This window comes from Rhizobium sp. LC145 (genome assembly GCF_001005825.1).
In the GTDB taxonomy this organism is placed as follows: domain Bacteria; phylum Pseudomonadota; class Alphaproteobacteria; order Rhizobiales; family Rhizobiaceae; genus Neorhizobium.
Window position 1 is genome coordinate 84,510 of the sequence record NZ_LBHV01000003.1, and the last position, 19,858, is coordinate 104,367.

General features: G+C 63.1%; 16 protein-coding genes. 8 read left to right on the top strand and 8 right to left on the bottom strand.

Annotation, left to right across the window (positions count from 1 at the left end):
* The first annotated feature begins 187 nt into the window (after positions 1-187).
* The 6 genes from YH62_RS08700 (at position 188) to YH62_RS08725 (ending at position 6,399) form a co-directional block, all read left to right on the top strand.
* Positions 188-1,813 carry an AMP-binding protein gene (locus YH62_RS08700; protein WP_046793820.1) on the top strand — a complete coding sequence of 542 codons (1,626 nt, stop codon included), beginning with the start codon at positions 188-190 and terminating at the stop codon, positions 1,811-1,813.
* Positions 1,814-1,910: 97 nt separating this feature from the next.
* The gene (locus YH62_RS08705) at positions 1,911-3,047 is read left to right on the top strand and encodes an ABC transporter substrate-binding protein (protein WP_046793821.1); all 1,137 of its coding nucleotides are present in this window, start codon (positions 1,911-1,913) and stop codon (positions 3,045-3,047) included.
* Between the two features lie 9 nt (positions 3,048-3,056).
* A complete protein-coding gene (locus YH62_RS08710; RefSeq protein WP_046794296.1) occupies positions 3,057-3,980 on the top strand; it encodes a branched-chain amino acid ABC transporter permease in 924 nt (307 codons plus the stop codon).
* A gap of 7 nt (positions 3,981-3,987) precedes the next feature.
* On the top strand, positions 3,988-4,962 hold the full coding sequence (locus YH62_RS08715) for a branched-chain amino acid ABC transporter permease (protein ID WP_046794297.1): 975 nt from the start codon (positions 3,988-3,990) through the stop codon (positions 4,960-4,962).
* Positions 4,963-4,966: 4 nt separating this feature from the next.
* Positions 4,967-5,716, top strand: coding sequence for an ABC transporter ATP-binding protein (locus tag YH62_RS08720; protein WP_046794298.1), 750 nt, complete (start codon positions 4,967-4,969; stop codon positions 5,714-5,716).
* Positions 5,713-6,399 carry an ABC transporter ATP-binding protein gene (locus YH62_RS08725; protein ID WP_197082520.1) on the top strand — a complete coding sequence of 229 codons (687 nt, stop codon included), beginning with the start codon at positions 5,713-5,715 and terminating at the stop codon, positions 6,397-6,399. The genes YH62_RS08720 and YH62_RS08725 overlap by 4 nt, the downstream gene beginning before the upstream one ends.
* On the opposite strand, the gene YH62_RS08730 is transcribed toward YH62_RS08725, so the two are convergent.
* Genes YH62_RS08730 through YH62_RS08755 form a run of 6 tightly spaced genes read right to left on the bottom strand, consistent with a single transcriptional unit; the run spans position 6,384 to position 13,893 of the window.
* On the bottom strand, positions 6,384-8,357 hold the full coding sequence (locus YH62_RS08730; protein WP_046793822.1) for a 3-hydroxyacyl-CoA dehydrogenase NAD-binding domain-containing protein: 1,974 nt from the start codon (positions 8,355-8,357) through the stop codon (positions 6,384-6,386). The genes YH62_RS08725 and YH62_RS08730 overlap by 16 nt on opposite strands.
* A gap of 4 nt (positions 8,358-8,361) precedes the next feature.
* A complete protein-coding gene (locus tag YH62_RS08735; protein ID WP_046793823.1) occupies positions 8,362-8,757 on the bottom strand; it encodes a RidA family protein in 396 nt (131 codons plus the stop codon).
* Entirely contained in the window at positions 8,750-9,940 is a 1,191-nt protein-coding gene (locus YH62_RS08740; protein ID WP_046793824.1) for an acyl-CoA dehydrogenase family protein, read from the bottom strand. Before YH62_RS08740 ends, YH62_RS08735 begins: the two co-directional genes overlap by 8 nt.
* Positions 9,940-10,785, bottom strand: coding sequence for an enoyl-CoA hydratase family protein (locus tag YH62_RS08745; protein WP_046793825.1), 846 nt, complete (start codon positions 10,783-10,785; stop codon positions 9,940-9,942). Before YH62_RS08745 ends, YH62_RS08740 begins: the two co-directional genes overlap by 1 nt.
* Positions 10,782-11,573, bottom strand: coding sequence for an SDR family NAD(P)-dependent oxidoreductase (locus YH62_RS08750; RefSeq protein ID WP_046793826.1), 792 nt, complete (start codon positions 11,571-11,573; stop codon positions 10,782-10,784). The genes YH62_RS08745 and YH62_RS08750 overlap by 4 nt, the downstream gene beginning before the upstream one ends.
* A gap of 10 nt (positions 11,574-11,583) precedes the next feature.
* Positions 11,584-13,893: a bifunctional salicylyl-CoA 5-hydroxylase/oxidoreductase gene (locus YH62_RS08755; RefSeq protein WP_046793827.1), complete on the bottom strand. Its 2,310-nt coding sequence runs from the start codon at positions 13,891-13,893 to the stop codon at positions 11,584-11,586.
* Positions 13,894-14,093: 200 nt separating this feature from the next.
* On the opposite strand from YH62_RS08755, the gene YH62_RS08760 reads away from it, so the two are divergent.
* The gene (locus YH62_RS08760) at positions 14,094-14,573 is read left to right on the top strand and encodes a MarR family transcriptional regulator (RefSeq protein WP_046794300.1); all 480 of its coding nucleotides are present in this window, start codon (positions 14,094-14,096) and stop codon (positions 14,571-14,573) included.
* 29 nt (positions 14,574-14,602) lie between these two features.
* Complete coding sequence (locus YH62_RS08765; RefSeq protein WP_046793828.1) at positions 14,603-15,532, top strand: glutaminase; 930 nt, start codon at positions 14,603-14,605, stop codon at positions 15,530-15,532.
* 55 nt (positions 15,533-15,587) lie between these two features.
* On the opposite strand, the gene YH62_RS08770 is transcribed toward YH62_RS08765, so the two are convergent.
* Positions 15,588-18,089 carry a membrane-bound PQQ-dependent dehydrogenase, glucose/quinate/shikimate family gene (locus YH62_RS08770; RefSeq protein ID WP_046793829.1) on the bottom strand — a complete coding sequence of 834 codons (2,502 nt, stop codon included), beginning with the start codon at positions 18,087-18,089 and terminating at the stop codon, positions 15,588-15,590.
* A 241-nt stretch (positions 18,090-18,330) separates the two neighbouring features.
* Complete coding sequence (locus tag YH62_RS08775; protein WP_046793830.1) at positions 18,331-19,848, bottom strand: tripartite tricarboxylate transporter permease; 1,518 nt, start codon at positions 19,846-19,848, stop codon at positions 18,331-18,333.
* Positions 19,849-19,858 lie beyond the last annotated feature (10 nt).

Genomic DNA, 19,858 nt, shown 5'->3' on the forward strand with positions numbered 1-19,858 from the left:
CGACGGAAGGCGCGAAGTGCTGAAAACCGCCGCTTCGAAAATTATTACAAACTTAAAATTTCTCTCTTGCCAGACGCTGAAGGCGGTGCAATTCTCATCAAAAAGGCGAAAAGCCGCGCGCGATCGGACCCGAGGAGGCAAAGCCTCCCGCCAGCCGACCGCACCAGAACGAGTGGGAACATGGACGATGCTGGGACCGACAGGCCATCTGGATTCATTTGCGCGCGACAATCTTCCGCCGGCGGATCAGTGGCCTGAACTCAAGCTCGATGGCTTCGACTATCCCGAATGGCTGAATGCCGCAGTCGAGCTCACCGATCGAATGGTCGAGCGAGGTTTCGGGGACCATACGGCGCTGATCGGCAATGGTCGCCGCCGCACCTACAAGGAGCTTTCCGACTGGACGAGCCGCATCGCGCGGGCGCTTGTCGAGGATTACGGCCTGAAGCCCGGAAACCGCGTGCTCATCCGTTCGGCCAATAATCCCGCCATGGTCGCCTGCTGGCTCGCCGCGACCAAGGCCGGCGCGGTGGTGGTCAACACGATGCCCATGCTGCGCGCCGGGGAATTGACCAAGATCATCGACAAGGCCGAAGTCTCCATGGCGCTTTGCGATACGCGGCTGATGGACGAACTGGTGGCGACCGCCAAGGAAAGCGCCTTCCTGAAGCAAGTCATCGGCTTTGACGGAACCGCCAATCATGACGCTGAGCTCGACCGTGCCGCGCTGAACAAGCCGGTCCGCTTCGATGCGGTGAACACCGGCCGGGACGACGTGGCGCTGCTCGGCTTCACCTCCGGCTCCACGGGAGTGCCGAAGGCCACCATGCATTTCCATCGCGATATTCTAATCATCGCGGATGCCTATGCCAAGGAAGTGCTGAACGTCACGCCGGACGATGTCTTCGTTGGCTCGCCACCGCTTGCCTTCACCTTCGGGCTCGGAGGGCTGGCGATCTTTCCCTTGCGCTTTGGCGCGGCCGCCACCCTCCTGGAGCAGGCGACGCCCCCGAAGATGATCGAGATCATCGAGACCTACAAGGCGACGATCAGCTTCACCGCACCGACCGCCTATCGCGCCATGCTCGCCGCACTCGACCAGGGCGCCGATCTCTCTTCGCTCCGGATCGCCGTCTCCGCCGGAGAGACCTTGCCGGCACCTGTCTTCGAGGAATGGACGCGCAAGACCGGCAAGCCGATCCTCGATGGCATCGGTTCCACTGAGATGCTGCACATCTTCATCTCCAACCATCTCGGCGACGCGAAACCCGCCTGCACCGGCAGACCGATCAAGGGCTTTGAGGCGAAGATAGTCGATGACGACATGAATGAGGTACCGGTCGGCACTATAGGGCGGCTTGCCGTCAGAGGACCGATCGGCTGCCGCTATCTCGCCGACGAGCGGCAGAAGGATTATGTCTGCGACGGCTGGAACCTGACCGGCGATTCCTTCGCCCAGGACGAGGACGGCTATTTCCATTTCGCTGCCCGCTCCGACGACATGATCGTTTCGGCCGGTTACAATATCGCCGGTCCGGAGGTGGAGGCAGCACTTCTCAAGCACGAGGCCGTACTGGAATGTGCGGTGATCGGGGCGCCGGACGCCGAAAGGGGCACGATCGTTCAGGCGCATGTGGTATTGGCCGATCCCTCCGCTGCCTGCGACGCGCTGGCGAAACTTCTGCAGGAACACGTGAAGAGCGTGATCGCACCCTATAAATATCCGCGTTCGATCGTCTTCACCGATACATTGCCCAAGACGGAGTCGGGAAAGATCCAGCGGTTTCGGCTGAAACAGGCCGCGAGAGCCTGAAAGCCTGAGAATAAAAACATCTTCGCCGTATCGAGATGGTGGAAGTTTCGCAGCGAGTGTGAATTATGGGAACAATAAAACAACTGGGAGCCATAAAATGAATAAAAGTCTTGCTGCGGCCACGCTGGCCTTGAGCCTTGGGGTCTCCGGCCTTGCCATGGCCGAACCGCTGAAGATCGGCATGATCACCACGCTTTCAGGTGGCGGCGCCGGGCTCGGCATCGATACCCGTGACGGTTTCATGCTGGCGATCAAGAATTCCGGAAACAAGGAGATCGAGGTCGTCACCGAGGACGATGCGCAGAAGCCGGAACTGGCCGTGCAGATCGCCGATAAGATGATCCAGAGCGACGAGGTGGACATCTTGACCGGCATCGTTTGGTCAAATCTTCTGATGGCCGTGGCTCCGAGCGCGGTGGCCCAGGGCAAGCTCTACGTCTCCACCAATGCCGCACCGGCCGCACTTGCCGGCGAGAAGTGCAACCCGCTTTATTTCAACGCCGCCTACCAGAACGACAATCTTCACGAGGCCATGGGCGAATACGCCAACAAGGGCTACAAGAAGATGTTCATCATGGCGCCGAACTATCCTGCGGGTAAGGATTCGCTCACCGGCTTCAAGCGTTACTATAAGGGCGAGGTCGCGGCGGAAGTCTATACGCAGGTCGGTCAGACGGACTATGCTGCAGAAATTGCCCAGATGCGCGCTTCCGGCGCCGACGGCATCTTCATCTTTCTGCCCGGCGGCATGGGCATCGCCTTCATGAAGCAGTTCGCCCAATCGGGCGTCGATATTCCGGTCATGGGCCCGGGCTTCTCCTTCAGCCAGGACGTGCTGCCGGCGATCGGCGATGCGGCGCTGGGCGTCAAGGCATCCGGCCAGTGGGCTCCGGACTTCGACAATCCGGCGAGCAAGAAGTTCCTGACGGATTTCCAGAAGGAATATAACCGCCTGCCGTCGATCTATGCCGTCCAGGCCTATGACGCCGCCCAACTCATCCTGTCGGCGGCTGGCAAGGCGGACGTCAAGGATACCGATGCGTTTCGCGCCGAACTTCTGAAGGCCGACATCCAGTCGCCGCGCGGAAACTTCAAGTTCAACACCAACCAGCATCCGATCCAGGATATCTATGTCACGGAAGTGGTGAAGGATGGCGATGTGCTCACCAACAAGACGGTGGAGAAGATCTTCACCGATCATGGCGATGCCTATGCCAAAGACTGCAAGATGTAAGGGTTGGTTGTGACCCTTGCACTTGCTCTCGAGCAGTTGCTGAACGGCCTTCAGCTCGGCGTCATGTTGTTTCTCATGGCGGCCGGGCTGACGCTGATCTTCGGCGTCATGGGCCTGATCAATCTTGCACACGGCTCGCTCTACATGGTCGGCGCTTTCGCCTGCGCCGCGGTGGCGGCCGCGACCGGCTCCTTCTGGATCGGTCTCGTCGCGAGCCTGATTGCCGCTGCCGCTGCCGGCGCGCTCGTCGAACTTCTCGTCATCCGCAGGCTCTACGACCGCGACCACCTGGATCAGGTGCTTGCCACCTTCGCCTTGATCCTGATTTTTTCCGAAGGGACACGCTGGCTCTTCGGCTCCTTCCCGCTCTATCTCGATATTCCGCCCATTCTAGGCGGCGCCGTCATGTTGCCGGGTGGGTTGCAGTATCCGGTCTATCGCCTGGCGATCATCGCTGCCGGGGCGCTGGTCGCCTTCGGGCTCTACGTGCTGATCTCGAGGACGCGTCTCGGGATGCGTATCCGCGCCGGCGAAAGCGATCGGGAGATGATCGGCGCGCTCGGCGTCGACATCCGCACTCTTTACACGGTGGTCTTCGCGCTCGGGGCGGCGCTTGCGGGCCTTGCCGGCGCCATGGTCGGCGCGCTGCAATCCGTGCAGGTGGGCATGGGCGAGCCTGTGCTCATCCTCGCCTTCGTGGTGATCGTCATCGGCGGCATCGGGTCGATCAAGGGAGCGCTTTTCGGCGCGCTGCTGGTCGGCGTCACCGATACGATGGGCCGATTCCTGCTGCCGCAACTGCTGGCGCTTTTCGTGCCGCCGGCGCAGGCGGGCATGATCGGCGGCGCGGCAGCTTCCATGCTCATCTATATCGTGATGGCCTTGATCCTGGCGGTGAAGCCGCGCGGCCTCTTCCCGGCGGCGCATGCGTGAGGCCATGATGATATCACGCGAAAACCTCATCAACTTGATTCTGGCTGCGCTTCTGCTGGCGGTGCCACTCGCCGCCTATGCTTCTGGTGAGCAGTTCTACATCACGCTCGCTACTCGCATCGCCATCCTGGCGCTCGCCGCGACTGGCCTCAATCTGGCGCTGGGTTTGGGCGGTCTCGTATCCTTCGGCCACGCGGCTTTCTTCGGCATCGGCGGCTATGCGGCGGGCATTCTGGCGACCCATGGCTTTTCGGGCGATCCATTGCTCCTCGGCTTGTCCGGTACCAATCAGATGCCGGTGATCTGGCTTGTGGCGGTTCTCGCTGCGAGCTTTGTCGGGTTGGTGATCGGCGCGATCAGCCTTCGCACATCCGGCGTCTATTTCATCATGATCACGCTCGCCTTCGCCCAGATGGTCTATTATTTCGCGATCTCCTGGCCGGCCTATGGCGGGGAGGACGGGCTGTCCATCCTCGTCCGCAACCAGTTTGCGGGCATCAACACCATGCGGCCGCTGAACTTCTTCCTGATCTGCTACGTGACCCTCCTGGTCGCGCTCGGCCTCTTTTCGCTGATCCGGGGCTCGCGCTTCGGTTCGGCTCTCCAGGCTGCGCGGCAGAACGAGGTGCGGGTGGCGACCGTCGGCATCGCCCCCTTCCGCATCCGGCTGACGGCTTTCGCGATCTCGGCGGGGATCACCGGGCTTGCCGGCGCGCTATTTGCCGATCTCAACCGCTTCGTCAGCCCCTCCATGCTGTCCTGGCACATGTCGGGCGAGTTGATCGTTCTGATCATCCTCGGCGGCGTCGGCCGCTTGTTCGGTCCGGTCGCCGGCGCCATGCTCTATGTCATCTTCGAGTATGCGCTGGGCGGCGTCACCGAGCGCTGGCAGTTCTTCCTTGGGCTGATCCTGCTCGGCGTCGTGCTGTTTGCCCGCGGCGGCTTGCTGGGGTTGCTGGCCGGGAGGGCCAAGCATGGTTGAAGTCATGGCTGATCCGGTTCTTGAAATTTCCGGCCTCGTCAAAAGCTTCGGCGCGTTGAGGGCGACCGATGGCGTGTCGCTTGATCTTCGCCCCGGCGAGATTCATGCGCTGATCGGCCCGAACGGCGCGGGCAAGTCCACCCTCATCCACCAGATCTGCGGCACGCTGCGTCAGGATGCCGGCACGATCCGTTTTGCCGGTCAGGATATCGGCGGTCTCTCGGTTGCCGAGCGTGCGCGCTTCGGCCTCGGTCGCACCTTCCAGGTCTCATCGCTGGCGCCGGAATTTTCCGCGCTCCGCAACGTCATGTTGGCGGTGCAGGCGAGGGAAGGTTCAAGCTTCCGCTTCTTCAAACCGGTGATGTGGGATGCTTCGCTCATTGATACAGCCATGGCCATGCTGGAGCGTGTGAGCCTTGCGGAACGGGCACGCGTGCCCGCGGGCGAACTTTCCCATGGTGAGCGCCGGCAACTCGAGATCGCCATGGCACTGGCGCTTCAGGCAAAGGCCTTCCTGCTCGACGAGCCGATGGCGGGCATGGGGCCAGAGGGTTCGAAGTCGCTCACCCGCTTTCTGGATGTGTTGCGGCACGAGGCGCCGATCCTGCTGGTGGAGCACGACATGGACGCGGTCTTCGCGCTCGCCGATCGGATTTCAGTGCTTGTCTACGGACGTATCATCGCGACCGGCACGGTGGAGGAGATCCGCCGCGACCCGGCCGTGCGCACCGCCTATCTCGGAGATCACGCCTGATGCTGCTCGATGTCGAGAAGATCGAAGCCTTCTATGGAGCGAGCCAGGCGCTTTTCGGTGTCGATCTTTCCCTAAACGAAGGCGAGGCCGTGGCTCTGATGGGCCGCAACGGCATGGGCAAGACGACGACCATCCGCGCCATCTGCAACCTCACGCCGCCGCGTGCGGGTGCGGTGAAGCTCGGCGGCGTGGATACGAAGGGCAAGCCGCCGCATCAGGTGGCGAAACTCGGCATCGGCCTCGTGCCGGAAGGCCGGCGTTGTTTCCCGAACCTGACGGTCCACGAAAACCTCGTGGCTGCCGCCCGGCCGGGAGAATGGACGCTCGCCCGCGTCAACGAGCTCTTTCCGAGGCTTGCGGAACGGCACGCCCAGATGGCCCGCTCGCTCTCAGGCGGTGAGCAGCAGATGCTGGCGATCGGGCGTGCCCTGATGACCAATCCGCGCCTCCTCATTCTCGACGAGGCGACCGAGGGACTGGCGCCGGTCATTCGGCAAGACATCTGGAAGGCGATCCGCAAGCTGAAGGCAGAAGGGCTTTCGATCCTGGTGGTGGACAAGACGCTTTCCGAGCTGCTGCCGGTTGCTGATCGCTGCACTATCCTCGAAAACGGCCGGAGCGTCTGGCAGGGCACTCCGGGCGAGCTTACCGCCGACCTGCAGGACCGTTATCTCGGCGTCTGAGCCTTCGCGAACATCGGCCCGCCCTTGTGGGCAGGAAAGCCGTAGCCGTTGATCATCACCAGATCGATATCGCCTGTCCGTGCCGCAATGCCCTCCGCAAGCAGTACCTCTCCCTCGGATGCCATGGCACTCAGAAGCCGACTAATGATTTCTTCGGAGGAAAACTGGCGGGATGTGATGCTTTTCGCCGCCCGGCAGGCTTCGATGATCGCCGTCACCTCCGGATCGATCGTGCGCTTGCCGTCAGGGTAGGCATACCAGCCGCGCCCGGCCTTCTGGCCGAGACGCCCGGCTTCGCAGAGCCGGTCGGCGATCTCGACGTAGCGCTCCTTGCGATCTCGGCTGGCGGCAAAGCGCTTGCGCCGCGCCCAGGCGATTTCAAGACCGGCCATGTCATAGACAGCGAAGAGTCCCATGGGAAAGCCGTAGCCTTCCAGTGCCGCGTCGATTTCATGCGGCAGGGCCCCATCTTCAAGCAGGAATTCCGCCTCTCTTCGGTATGCCGAGAAGATGCGGTTTCCGATGAAGCCTTCCGTCACGCCGGTGACGACCGGCAGCTTGCGCAGCTTCTTGGCGACGGCAAGCCCGGTCGCCAGCACGTTCGGTGCGGTCCTGCCACAGCGCACCACTTCCAGCAGTCGCATGACATGGGCGGGTGAGAAGAAATGCAGGCCGAGTACGCGTCCGGGGTGAGCGGTCGCGGCTGCGATTTCGTCAGGGTTCAGATAGCTCGTATTCGTCGCCAATACTGCATCGGGGCGGACGACGCGGTCGAGCCGCCGGAAGAGATCCGTTTTGACGGCGAGGTCATCGAATACGGCTTCGATCACGAGGTCGCATGGGGCGAGGTCTTGATCTGCTGCGGTGATCGAGAGGCGGGCAACCTGCTCCGCAAAGCCGGCTTCATCGATGCGCCCGGAGGCTTTCGCCCGCTCCAGCAGACCGATGATGCGTTGGCGGCCTGTTTCTGCGGCTTCCTCGGTCTGATCGAGGCCGATCACGGTATAACCAGCGCCGAGCGCCGCGACAGCGATCCCGCTGCCCATCAGCCCGAGGCCGCAAATGCCGATTACCTTGACCGGACGAGGCTCGACGCCTTCAAAGCCCGGCACCTTGGCGGCCTCACGCTCCGCGAAAAATACATGCCGCAACGCTGCGGCCTCCTGGCCGTCACGCAACGCCAGAAAGGTGGCGCGCTCGTCCGCAAGGCCTTCGGCAAAGGGACGCGCTACGGAGGTGACAAGCCGGATCGCCTCGGCGGGGGGCCGCTGCCCGCGCGCCTTGGCGAGAATTTTGGCCGAAAGCTTTTCCACGTCGGCCGGATCGGCGGGAGAAACGGGAAGTTGGCTTGTCCGTCGCAATGGACTGCCGGCAAGTTCGAGGGTGACGGCGACGGCGGCCTTGGTCAGATCAGTGTCCACAACGTCATCGACTATACCGAGGGAAAGGGCCTCGTGTGCCTTCACCGATCGTCCGGAGGCGATAAGGTCGAGCGCGGCGGGAATACCGATGAGGCGCGGCAGGCGTTGCGTGCCTCCGGCGCCGGGGACGATGCCGAGCTTCACCTCCGGCAGGCCCATTTGTGCGAGCGGCGAGGCGATGCGATGGTGGCAGGCGAGCGCCACTTCCAATCCCCCGCCGAGCGCTGACCCGTTGATCGCGGCGACGACCGGCTTCGACAGCGCCTCCAGAGCCTCGATCACCGTCGGCAGAGTGGGCTCCACCGGTGCCTGGCCAAATTCCCGGATATCGGCGCCGCCGATGAAGGTCTTGGCCGCCCCCGTCAGCACGACGCCGCGAATGTCGATCGCTTCCTCGGCATGGGCCAGCGCCTTGGCAAGCCCACCGCGGACATCGGCCGACGCGGCATTGACCGGCGGATTGTCGATGGTGACGACGAGTACGCTTTGCCGAACTTCGCCCGAGACGCCGGTGGAGAAATCGGTCTGTTCTCCCATCGTCTCACTCCGGAACGACGGCAATTGCCTGGATTTCGATCTTGGCGCGATCTTCCACCAGCGCTAGAACCTGCATCGCCGCCATGGCGGGAAAGTGCCGCCCCATCACCTCGCGGTAGACTTTACCTATGCCCTTGAGGTTTTCGACGTACTCCGACTTATCCGTGAAGTACCAGGTCATGGAGGTCACGTGTTCGGGCCGCGCACCGGCTTCAGCGAGCACAGCCACAACGTTCTTCAGGGTCTGACGCACCTGTTCCACGAAATCGTCGGTTTCGAAACGGCACTGGCCGTTCCAGCCGATCTGCCCGCCGACGTAGATCTGGCGTCCCCTTGCCGCAACGCCGTTGGCATAGCCCACCGGTTTCGCCCAGCTCTCCGGCTGCAGGATGTCATGCATGTCTTGTCTCCGGCTTCAGGAGCTCGCGGGCAATGATGAGTTTCTGGACTTCGGTCGCACCCTCGTAGATGCGCAGCGCCCGGATCTCGCGATAAAGTTTCTCGGTGATCTCACCGCTCTTCACGCCGCGTCCGCCGAAAATCTGTACGGCACGGTCGATGACGCTCTGGGCGGTTTCCGTGGCCGCCATCTTGGCCATGGCGGCTTCCTTGGTAGTCGGCAGCCCCTGCACGTCGCGACGCCAGGCGGCGCGATAGGTCAGAAGCGCTGCGGCATCGATCCCGGTAGCCATGTCGCCGAAAGCGGCCTGGGTGAGTTGCAGGTCGGCAAGATGGGCGCCGAACATCGGCCGAGTTTTGGCATGGGCGAGAGCCTCGTCCAGCGCGCGTTTGGCAAACCCTAGGGCTGCGGCCGCCACGGAGGCACGAAAGATGTCGAGCGTCCGCATGGCAATCTTGAACCCCTCGCCGGGGCTCCCGAGCAGACGCGAGGCGGGGATGCGGCAATTCTCGAAGCGGATCGTCGCCAACGGATGCGGGGCGATCACCTCGATCCGCTCGGCGATGGAAAAACCCGGATCGTCGGCGAAGATGACGAAGGCGGAGATGCCGCGCGTGCCCGGCGCCTCGCCGGTGCGGGCAAAGACCGTATAGACATCGGCGATGCCGCCATTGGAAATCCAGGTCTTCTCGCCATCGAGGATATAGAAGCCACCTTCCTTGCGCGCAGCACAGCTCATCGCCGCGACATCCGAGCCGGCCTGCTTTTCCGAGAGCGCGAAGGCGGAGAGCCATTCTCCCGAGCGTGCTTTGGGCAGCACCCTGCGCCGCAGTTCCTCCGTTCCCGAAAGGCCAATTGCGCCGGTGCCGAGTCCCTGCATAGCAAAGGCGAAGTCGGCAAGCCCCTCATGCCAGGCGAGCGTTTCGCGCGTCAAGCAGGCGGCGCGGCTGTCGATTGGCGTTTCTCCGCCCGCGCCGGTTGCCGCATCCAGAAGCCCGGCTTCGCCCAAGGCCCGAACGATCCTGCGGCAGCCCACATCCAGGTCCGAATGGTCGATAGCGGAAAGTGCGCCTGATACCGTGAAATCATCGAGCTTTGCGGCCAGCACCTTGTGGCTCGCGTCGAAGAAAGGCCAGTCGAGGAAGTCTCGATCCGGTCCACTGAGGGAGTTAGGCCCGCCCATCAGTCGCCCTCGAATGTCGGTTTGCGTTTTTCGGCAAAAGCCTCAAAAGCGCGGCGGAAGTCCTTGGTCGCCATGCAGATCGCCTGGGCCTGGGCTTCCGCTTCGATCATCTCGTCGATGCCCATGGCCCATTCCTGATTCAGCATGGTCTTGGTCATCGTATGGGCGAACCATGGGCCGTCCGCCAGCGAATGGGCGAGTTTCAGCGCTTCGGCTTCGAGGCTGCCCACGGCATGCAGCGCATTGTAGAAGCCCCAGGCTTGCCCTTCCTCGGGACTCATCGAGCGGCCGGTGAAGAGCAGTTCGGCGGCACGACCCTGCCCGATGATGCGGGGCAGGATACCGCATGCGCCCATATCCGCTCCGGCAAGTCCGACGCGGGTGAAAAGGAAGGCAGTTTTCGCTTCCGGCGTCGCCAGCCGCATGTCCGACGCCATGGCAAGGATCGCGCCCGCACCCGCACAGATGCCGTCGACGGCCGCGATGATCGGCTGCGGGCATTTGCGCATGGCCTTGACGAGCTCGCCGGTCATCCGCGTGAACGCAAGAAGGTCCGGCATCGCCATCTTCGTCAGCGGCTCGATGATCTCGAAGACATCGCCGCCGGACGAGAAATTGCCGCCAGCGCCCGTCAGCACCACCGCCCGGATGTCCGAGGCATGGGCGAGATCACGGAACAGATCGCGAAGTTCCGCATAGCTCTCGAAGGTCAGCGGGTTCTTTCGCTCTGGCCGGTTCAGCCGAATGGTCGCCACGCGCCCGTCCTCGCTTGCCTGCCAGAGGAAATGCCTAGCCTGGTAATCCTTGAAGGGGCGCAGATGCCCCGCCATCGAAGCATCGCTCATCCTGCCATTACCTCCCCGCCGGCGATCACGATCGCCTGGCCGTTGATCGATGCCGCGGCGGGCGAGGCGAGCCAGAGCACGGCGTCCGCGACTTCCTCCGGCCTGACGAGCCGGCCCTGCGGATTACCCTTCGTGAATTCCTGCATGGTCTCCTCCGCCGTGCGGCCCGTTTTCGCCATGATGGCGTCGATCGAACGGCCGACCAGGGGCGTATCCGTGAAACCTGGGCAGATTGCATTGACGGTTATGCCGGTCTTGGCGAGTTCCAGCGCCAGCGAGCGGGTGAGGCCGACGACCCCATGCTTTGCCGCGGTATAGGCCGAAACGTAAGGGTAACCCGTCAGTCCTGCCGTCGAGGCGATGTTGATGATCCGAGCCCCGGCGCCGTAAGCTCTGAGGTCCGGCAGGATGGCCTGGGTCACCAGGAAGACGCCGGTCAGATCAATGGCGAGCACTTGGTTCCAGATATCGATCGTAGTCCTCTCGAATGGAGCGCTCGGCGCTTCGCCGGCATTGTTGACGAGAATATCGACCGGGCCGAAGCTCGCATGGGCAGCCTTCAGCCCGTTGTCGATGGCGATATCGTCGGTCACGTCGAAACCATCGGCCACGCAGACCATGCCCGCCCCGAGCGTGCCCGCGAGTCTTTCCAGGGGTTCTGCCCGGCGGCCGGCAAGTGTCACGCGGGCGCCAGCCTCCACGAGCGCGGTTACGATTGCCGCGCCGATGCCTCCGCCGGCCCCGGTGACGAGAGCGTGACGATCGGCGAGTTTCCCGCTTGCAGTCATGGAAGCCTCCTCACTTCGCCGCCGCGCGGGCGAGATTGGTCTCGTATTGCAGCTTGCCGGAATAGTATTGCCTCGGCCAGGGAATATCCGTCAGCCCGATCTTCGCCGCCTCGTGCAGCACCCAGGCGGGGTCGGCAAGATGCGGGCGGGCGATCGCGCAGAGATCGGCGCGACCGGCGGCGATGATCGAATTGGCATGATCCGCTTCCGAGATGGCGCCGACGGCGATGGTCGGGATGCCGACCTCGTTGCGGATCTTGTCGGAGAAAGGTGTCTGGAAGAGGCGTCCATAGACCGGCTTTTCTTCTTTCCATACCTGTCCGGACGAGCAATCGATCAGGTCGGCGCCGGCTTCCTTGAACATGCGGGCGAAGATCGCCGCATCTTCCGGCGTATTGCCGCCCGCAGACCAGTCGTGGCAGGAAAGGCGTACCGAGATGGGCTTGTCATCCGGCCAGACGGCGCGGATCGCCCGGAACACTTCCAGCGGATAGCGCGCCCGGTTCTCGTGGCTGCCGCCATATTCGTCGTCGCGCAGGTTCGTCAGCGGCGAAAGGAAGCTCGACAGCAGATAGCCATGGGCGCAATGCAGCTCCAACCAATCGGCACCCGTGGTGGCCGCAAGCTCGGTGGCGCGCACGAAATCCGCCTTCACCCTGTCCATGTCGGCGCGGTCCATCGCCTTCGGTACCTGGCTGTGCGGCAGGTAGGGGGTAGCGGAGGCCGAAAGGAGCGGCCAGCCGCCTTCCGGCAGGGGCTGGTCCATGCCTTCCCAGGCGACCTTGGTCGCGCCCTTACGGCCGGCATGACCGAGCTGGATGCCCACCTTGGCGGCACTGTTCTCATGTGCGAAATCCACGAAGCGCTTCCAGCGAACCGCTTGCTCGTCATTCCAGAGGCCGAGGCAGCCGGGCGTGATGCGGGCATCCGGCGAAACGCAGGTCATTTCGGCAAAGACGAGCCCCGCGCCTCCGAGTGCGCGGGAGCCGAGATGAACGAGGTGGAAATCGTCCATCAGGCCGTCCTTGGCGGAATACATCGCCATGGGCGACATCACGATGCGGTTGGAAAGCTCCACGCCGCGCACCGCATAGGGCGTGAACATCGGCGGCAGCACGCGATCGTTCGTTCCGGTTTCGATTCCACTCTGTCCGGCAAACCAGCGTTCGTAACCCTCGAGCCAGGTCTTGTCGCGAAGCCTCAGATTCTCGTGGCTGATGCGCTGCGAGCGGGTCAGCATGGAATACATGAACTGTGGAGGCTCCAGCGTATCGGCATAGCGGTGGCCGACCACCTCGAACCATTCCATGGCGTTGCGCGCAGCGTTCTGGATGCGGGCGACGTCGACGCGGCGGATTTCCTCATAGGTTTTGAGGACTGCCGGGATATTCTCCCTGTCGTGCCCCTGCAGGTCGAACTGGCGGGTAAGCTCGATGGCATCGTCGATCGCGAGCTTTGTGCCGGAACCGATCGCGAAATGCGCGGTATGGGCGGCGTCACCCATCAGCACCACATGGGATTTTCCATTGTAATGGCTCCACCGGCCGCAGATCAGCCGGTTGAAGTTGAGCCAGGCGCTCCCTCGCAGATGCCGCGCATTGGTCATCAGTTCAGCGCCTTCCAGCACCTCCGTGAAGAGCTCCTCGCAGAAGTCGATCGAACCCTGCTGGTCCAGCTCGCCGAGACCGTGCTTCTCATAGGCCTCCTCCGTGGTTTCCACGATGAAGGTCGAGGTGTTCTCGTCGAACTTGTAGATGTGCGCCTGGAACCAGCCATGCTCCGTCTTGCGGAAGTCGAAGGTGAAGGCATCGAAGAGTTTGCTTGTGCCAAGCCAGATATAGCGGTTGGGGCGGACGAGAAGATCCGGCTCGAAGACTTCACGGTAGCGGTTGCGGATCCTTGAATTGAAGCCGTCCGAGGCGATGATGAGGTCTGCATCCGGAAAGTCGAGGTCGCTCTCCGCCTCGGTCTCGAAGATGAGCTCGACTCCGAGCGCCTCGCAGCGGCGCTGCAGGATGTTGAGCAGCTTCTTGCGGCCGATGCCGACGAAACCATGGCCGGTGGTTCGCTGGCGGGTGCCCTTGAAAAGCACCTCGATATCGTCCCAGTGGTTGAAGGCATCCTGGATTTCGGCAGCGCTCTCCGCATCCCAGGCCTGCATTGAGTCCATCGTCGCATCGGAGAAGACCACGCCCCAGCCGAAGGTGTCGTAAGGGCGGTTGCGCTCGACGACGGAAATGCGGTGCTCCGGATGCTGTTTCTTCATCAGCAGCGCGAAGTAGAGGCCGGCGGGGCCGCCGCCGATGCAGACGATGCGCATGAACCAAACTCCTCCGGACGATTCGCCACTGTTATTATTTTAAGTTTAAACTATATGGGTACAAGCCGGTGCGTCAAGAGCTTCCCGATACACCTGAAACGCCTTTGACATTTGAAATATCGGCCCGTAGTTCTGAGACAAGAGCGGAGGGTAAATTGGTGGAAACGGCAGAAGTGGAAACGGCAAGCGCCGATCTGGAGATGATCATCCATGGACGGAGCGGGCGGAACAAACCCGAGACCCGCCTATGGCTGCGCATGCTCTCAACCACCAAGCTGATTACCGCCGAAATCCGCCGCCGGCTGCGCGCCGAGTTCGGTGCCACGCTGCCGCAGTTCGACCTGATGGCGCAGCTCTATCGCGAGCCGGATGGCTTGCGGCTCGGTGAGCTTTCCAGGCGGACCATGGTGACGAACGGCAATGTCACCGGTCTCGTCGAGCGGCTGGAGGCGGACGGCTTCGTGCAGCGGGTCACGCCGGATGGCGACCGCCGCGTGACGGTCGCACGGCTGACGCCGGCCGGGACGGAGTTCTTCGAAACCATGGCGGCGGCTCACGAAGGCTGGCTGCGCGATATCATGGCGGATGTCGAACCCGCAGCGATTGCCGCGCTCTGGTCGGAAATCGGCGCGGTGAAGACATCCGCCAGCAATCACCTTTCCGGCGCTGCTTTCGAGTAGACGGAATTTCATCGAAATCAGGAGCGGATATGGCGGACCTTCAGGCCATCGTCGACGAGATTCACGAGAAGCTGACCCCGCGGCTCGGCGAAGGCAAGGTCGCCGATTATATTCCTCAGCTCGCGCGCATCGATCCGAAGAAGTTCGGCTTGGCCGTCATCGGCGTCGACGGTGAAGTTTACAAAACGGGCGACTGCGACGAACCTTTTTCGATCCAGAGCATATCCAAGGTCTTCACGCTGACGCTGGCGCTTGGCAAGCATGGCGAGACGACCTGGAACCGCGTCGGGCGCGAGCCTTCGGGCTCGGCCTTCAATTCGATCGTCCAGCTGGAACACGAGGGAGGGAAACCTCGCAACCCCTTCATCAATGCCGGGGCCATTGCGATCAGCGATCTTGTGCTGGCCGGCCACACGCCGCGCGAGGCGATCGGCGAGATTGTCCGCTTCGTGCAGTATCTGGCCGATGACGAGGCGATAGCGATCGATCCGGCGGTGGCGAAATCGGAGCAGGCGACAGGTTACCGCAACTTCGCACTTGCCAATTTCATGCGTTCCTTCGGAAAGCTCGATCATCCGGTAGAGCATGTGCTCGGCGTCTATTTCCACCATTGCGCGCTTGCCATGACCTGCACGCAGCTTGCCCGCTCGGGCCTGTTTCTAGCGGCTGCGGGTTCAAACCCCCTGACCGGTCATACGGTGGTCTCCAAGCAGCGGGCGCGCCGTATCAACGCGCTGATGCTGACCTGCGGTCACTACGATGGGTCGGGGGATTTTGCCTATCGCGTCGGTCTTCCGGGAAAGAGCGGGGTCGGCGGCGGCATCCTGGCGGTAGCGCCGGGCAAGGCTTCGGTCGCAGTCTGGTCGCCGGGGCTCAATCACAATGGCAACTCGCTGATCGGCTCGCTTGCTTTAGAAATGCTGGCGGCAAAGACCGGCTGGTCCGTCTTCGGTCATTGAAATTTCCGAACGCATGAGGGGCGGCGCTGCTGGCGCCGCCCCTCATTTCTTGGTCTTACTGCTTCGGAAGGCTGAAAGCGACGATGTAGTCGCCGCGATCGGGGGACTGGCGCGAGCCACCCGCCGAAATCACGACGAACTGACGCCCGCTTTCCGGCGAGACATAGGTCATCGGTGTACCCTGCGTGCCTACCGGCAGGCGGGCTTTCCAGAGCTCTTCGCCGGTGCGCACGTCGAGCGCCCGCAGGTAATAGTCCTGCGTGCCGGCATAGAAGACGATGCCGCCGGCGGTCGTCATTGGGCCGCCGAGCGAAGGCATGCCGACTGGGATCTGCAGGCCGGTCTTCATGCCGAGGGGTCCGCTATCCTGCAGCGTGCCGGCTGGCACCTGCCAGACGAGCTGGCGTGTCTTGAGGTCGATGCCGGAAATGGTGCCGTAGGGCGGCTGGTGGCACGGCACGCCGAGCGGTGACATGAAGCCGTTCTTCCAGGCGGCATAGGGTGTGCCCGTCTGGCTCGAAAGCCCATCATGGGCGGCAGCGCCGCTGAGGCCTTCGACCTCGGCTTGCGGGATCAGCCGCACGAATTGCGGCATGCGGATGTCGTTGACGACCAGCATGGCATTTGCTTCGTCGATCGACGCCGATCCCCAGTTCATGCCGCCGTAATAGCCCGGCATGATGAGCGAGACATCTGTGCCCGGCGGCGTGAATTCGCCCTCGTAGCGCATCTTCTTGAACTCGATGCGGCAATAGAGCTGGTCCCAGGGGGTTGCGCCCCACATTCGGGCCTCCGTGAACGGTTCGGTGCCGATTGATGGCATGCCGGTGGAATAGGGCTGCGTCTTCGAGACCCAGTCCTCCGGAACACCGCCTGTCTGCGGCACCGGCCTTTCCTCCACCGTCGCGATCGGCTCGCCGGTTTCCCGGTTGAGCATGAAGATCTGGCCGCGCTTGGTGATCTGGATCAGCGCCGGCTGCGTGCCGCCATTGCCATCCGGAACGTCGTAGAGCGCCGGCTGGGCCGGAACGTCGTAGTCCCAGATGTCGTGGTGGACGGTCTGGAATTTCCAGCGTTCGCGGCCGGTGGCGATATCGAGGGCAACGACGGATGCGGAATATTGCTCGGCAGCCTCCGAACGATGTGCGCCGAAGAAATCGGGCGTCGCGTTGCCGGTCGGCAGGTAGACGAGGCCTAGTTCGTCGTCGAAGGCAGGCGTCGACCAGACGTTCGGCGTGCCGCGAGTATAGCTTTCGCCCTCAGGCGGATAGCGGGTGATATTGGGATTGCCGAGGTCCCAGGCCCAGACGAGTTCGCCGGTACGGGCATTGAACGCACGCACCGCGCCGGAGGGTTCGTTGATCTCGCGATTGTCCCAAACCCAGCCGCCGACCAACACGAGATCGCGCATCACGGTCGGAGCGGAGGTCTGGAAGTAGAAGCCATCCTTCACCTCGCCCATGCCTTCGCGAAGATTGACCGTGCCGGCATTGCCGAACTCGGCGCAAGGCTCGCCGGTCTTCGCATCGAGCTCGATCAGCCGGGCGTCGATGGTCGTCAAGACGATGCGCGCGGCGCATTGCGCGGGTGCAGGCGGTGCTGCGGGTGCCGCAGGAGCCGCCTGTTCTTCCGGCTCCTCGATCGTGGGTGCCGCAAGCGCCGGAGCCGTCGGATCAATCGGTTCGGCCGGCGCTGTCGGCACTGGTTCTGCCGGCTGCACGGCGGCAACGACAGGCGGCTCGTAGTAGCTCACCCCGCGGCAACGCTGCCATACCGGAGACGTCGCCTGCGGATCGAATTTCCAGCGAACCTCGCCGGTTTCGGCGTTGAGCGCATGAACGATATTGTGCGCGGTGCAATGATAGATGGTATCGCCCACCTGGAGCGGCGTATTCTGATCTTCTGCTCCCTTGTCGGCGGGATCGCCGGTCCGGAAGGTCCAGGCGACCTGAAGGTTCTGAACATTGTCGCGGTTGATCTGATCGATCGGCGCATACCGGGTGCCATGCGGCGTGCGGCCGTAATGGCGCCAATCGGAGGCGGAACCTTCCGCGGCAGCCTGGCCTTGCGGTGCGGGAGCCTCCGCCACTTCGTTGCGGATCAGATGCTGTGGCTGAAAGGCCAGATAGCCCACGCCGGCGAGGCCGAGCGCCAGGAGCGCAGCGATGCCCAAGGGCGCTGCTTTCGATGAAGGGCGGTTGGTCGGAAAGAGCGGGGTGATCAGCGCGACGATGATCGCAAGCACCGTGGGCGCGACGATGCGCGGTACCAGGGGCCAGAAATCCAGGCTGCCGACTTCCCAGAGCGCCCAGGCGATGGTGGCGATATAGAGAAGGGCAAAGAGCCAGACGCCCGCCTTCCTGCGCAGAAAGAACAGGATGCCGACGAGAATGAGCGCGGCTCCGGCAAGAGCGTAATACCAGGAGCCGCCGAGCGAAATAAGCTGAACGCCGCCTGCGAGCAGAGGCAGGCCGCCAAGGAAGACGAGTATGCCGACGAGCTTGAGCAACCAGCCGCCGGATCGGGCGCTGTCTGGAGAGGAGAGATTTAAGGACATGGCGATTCCTATTTGCAGGTGTTCGCCGGGGGAAGGCGAAGCGGACCGGAAAGGATTCAAAAAAAGAACTGGCCGAATGGCCGATGCTTTCGGAAGGTTGATCACCCGGAAATAACGCCGCTTTGATTCTTGGCAAGAAAAGGATGGCCACTTTTTTGCCACAAAGCACATTTTTGCGGCACCGGAGTCAAAAAAGGGAGGCGGTTGCCCGCCTCCCTTCGCGTCTGGAATTTGCGAGGAATCAATCCTCGCTTGCAGCCATCTGCGACAGCACCTCGCCCCTGCCGCGCGCGCGCAGGATGAGCGGCAGGATCAGCGCAATCGCCGCAACCGCCAAAAGCACCGCGGCGATCGGCGAGGTGAAGAGCACCGTCACGTCGCCCTGGCTGATCGCGAGTGCCCGGCGTAGCTGTTGCTCGGCGAGCGGCCCGAGGATGAGGCCGACCACGACCGGCGCGATCGGATAGCCGAATACGCGCATGACATAGCCGAGCAGACCGAAGGTGAGCAGCATGCCAAGCTCGAAGACGGAAGGGTTGGCTCCGATCGTGCCGAGTGTGGCGAACACCAGGATGCCGGCATAGAGCCAGGGTTTCGGGATCGTCAGCAGCTTCACCCAGAGGCCGATCAGCGGCAGGTTCAGCACCAGCAGCATGAGATTGGCGATGAGCAGCGATGCGATGAGACCCCAGACGAGCTGCGGATTGGTCGCAAACAAAAGCGGCCCCGGCTGCAGGCCGTATTGCTGGAAGCCAGCAAGCATGATCGCCGCGGTCGCGGTGGTCGGCAGGCCGAGGGTCAAGAGCGGCACGAGCGTGCCGGCGGCCGATGCGTTGTTGGCAGCTTCGGGACCGGCCACGCCTTCGATCGCGCCGTTGCCGAACTCTTCCGGATGCTTGGTAAGGCGCTTTTCCGCCGCATAGGAGAGGAAGGTGCCGATTTCGGCGCCGCCTGCCGGCATGGCGCCGATCGGGAAGCCGATCACGGTGCCGCGCAGCCAGGCCTTCCAGGAGCGCGCCCAATCGGCGGCGTTCATCCAGACGGAACCCTTGACCGCTTCCACCGTTTCGGGCCCGCGATTGCCCTGCGCGGCGATATAGAGCGTCTCGCCGATCGCGAACATGGCAACCGCCATGGTCGTGACCTCGATGCCGTCGAGCAGGTCCGGAACGCCGAAGGAAAGGCGGTTCTGGCCGGTCAACTGGTCGATGCCGACGACCGAGAAAGCAAGCCCGATGAAGAGCGATGTCAGTCCGCGCAACGTCGAATCACCGAAGGCCGACGATACGGTGACGAAGGCGAGCACCATCAGCGCGAAATATTCGCGCGGGCCGAAGACCAGCGCCAGTTTCACGATATAGGGGGCGATGAAGGCGAGCAGCAGCGTGGCGATGAGGCCGGCCACGAAGGAGCCGATCGCGGCTGTCGCGAGCGCCGGTCCTCCGCGCCCGTTGCGGGCCATCTTGTTGCCTTCGAGCGCGGTGACGATCGAGGCGCTTTCGCCGGGCGTGTTCAGCAGGATCGAGGTGGTCGATCCGCCATACATGCCGCCGTAATAGATGCCGGCGAACATGATGAGCGAACCGGTGGGGTCGAGCCGGTAGGTGACGGGCAGGAGAAGGGCGACCGTCAGCGCCGGCCCGATGCCGGGGAGTACGCCGACGGCGGTGCCGAGCGTCACGCCGATCAGCGCATAGAGGAGGTTCATCGGCTCTGCTGCCGAAGCCAGCCCCTGCAGAAGGAATTCGAACGTGCTCATTGGCTTACTT

Bases quoted from the DNA above. Each gene is read 5' to 3' on its own strand.
- YH62_RS08700 (WP_046793820.1), top strand. From the start codon at position 188: ATGCTGGGACCGACAGGCCATCTGGATTCATTTGCGCGCGACAATCTT.
- YH62_RS08705 (WP_046793821.1), top strand. From the start codon at position 1,911: ATGAATAAAAGTCTTGCTGCGGCCACGCTGGCCTTGAGCCTTGGGGTC.
- YH62_RS08715 (WP_046794297.1), top strand. From the start codon at position 3,988: ATGATATCACGCGAAAACCTCATCAACTTGATTCTGGCTGCGCTTCTG.
- YH62_RS08720 (WP_046794298.1), top strand. From the start codon at position 4,967: ATGGCTGATCCGGTTCTTGAAATTTCCGGCCTCGTCAAAAGCTTCGGC.
- YH62_RS08730 (WP_046793822.1), bottom strand. From the start codon at position 8,357: ATGGGAGAACAGACCGATTTCTCCACCGGCGTCTCGGGCGAAGTTCGG.
- YH62_RS08735 (WP_046793823.1), bottom strand. From the start codon at position 8,757: ATGCATGACATCCTGCAGCCGGAGAGCTGGGCGAAACCGGTGGGCTAT.
- YH62_RS08740 (WP_046793824.1), bottom strand. From the start codon at position 9,940: ATGGGCGGGCCTAACTCCCTCAGTGGACCGGATCGAGACTTCCTCGAC.
- YH62_RS08745 (WP_046793825.1), bottom strand. From the start codon at position 10,785: ATGAGCGATGCTTCGATGGCGGGGCATCTGCGCCCCTTCAAGGATTAC.
- YH62_RS08750 (WP_046793826.1), bottom strand. From the start codon at position 11,573: ATGACTGCAAGCGGGAAACTCGCCGATCGTCACGCTCTCGTCACCGGG.
- YH62_RS08755 (WP_046793827.1), bottom strand. From the start codon at position 13,893: ATGCGCATCGTCTGCATCGGCGGCGGCCCCGCCGGCCTCTACTTCGCG.
- YH62_RS08760 (WP_046794300.1), top strand. From the start codon at position 14,094: ATGATCATCCATGGACGGAGCGGGCGGAACAAACCCGAGACCCGCCTA.
- YH62_RS08765 (WP_046793828.1), top strand. From the start codon at position 14,603: ATGGCGGACCTTCAGGCCATCGTCGACGAGATTCACGAGAAGCTGACC.
- YH62_RS08770 (WP_046793829.1), bottom strand. From the start codon at position 18,089: ATGTCCTTAAATCTCTCCTCTCCAGACAGCGCCCGATCCGGCGGCTGG.
- YH62_RS08775 (WP_046793830.1), bottom strand. From the start codon at position 19,848: ATGAGCACGTTCGAATTCCTTCTGCAGGGGCTGGCTTCGGCAGCAGAG.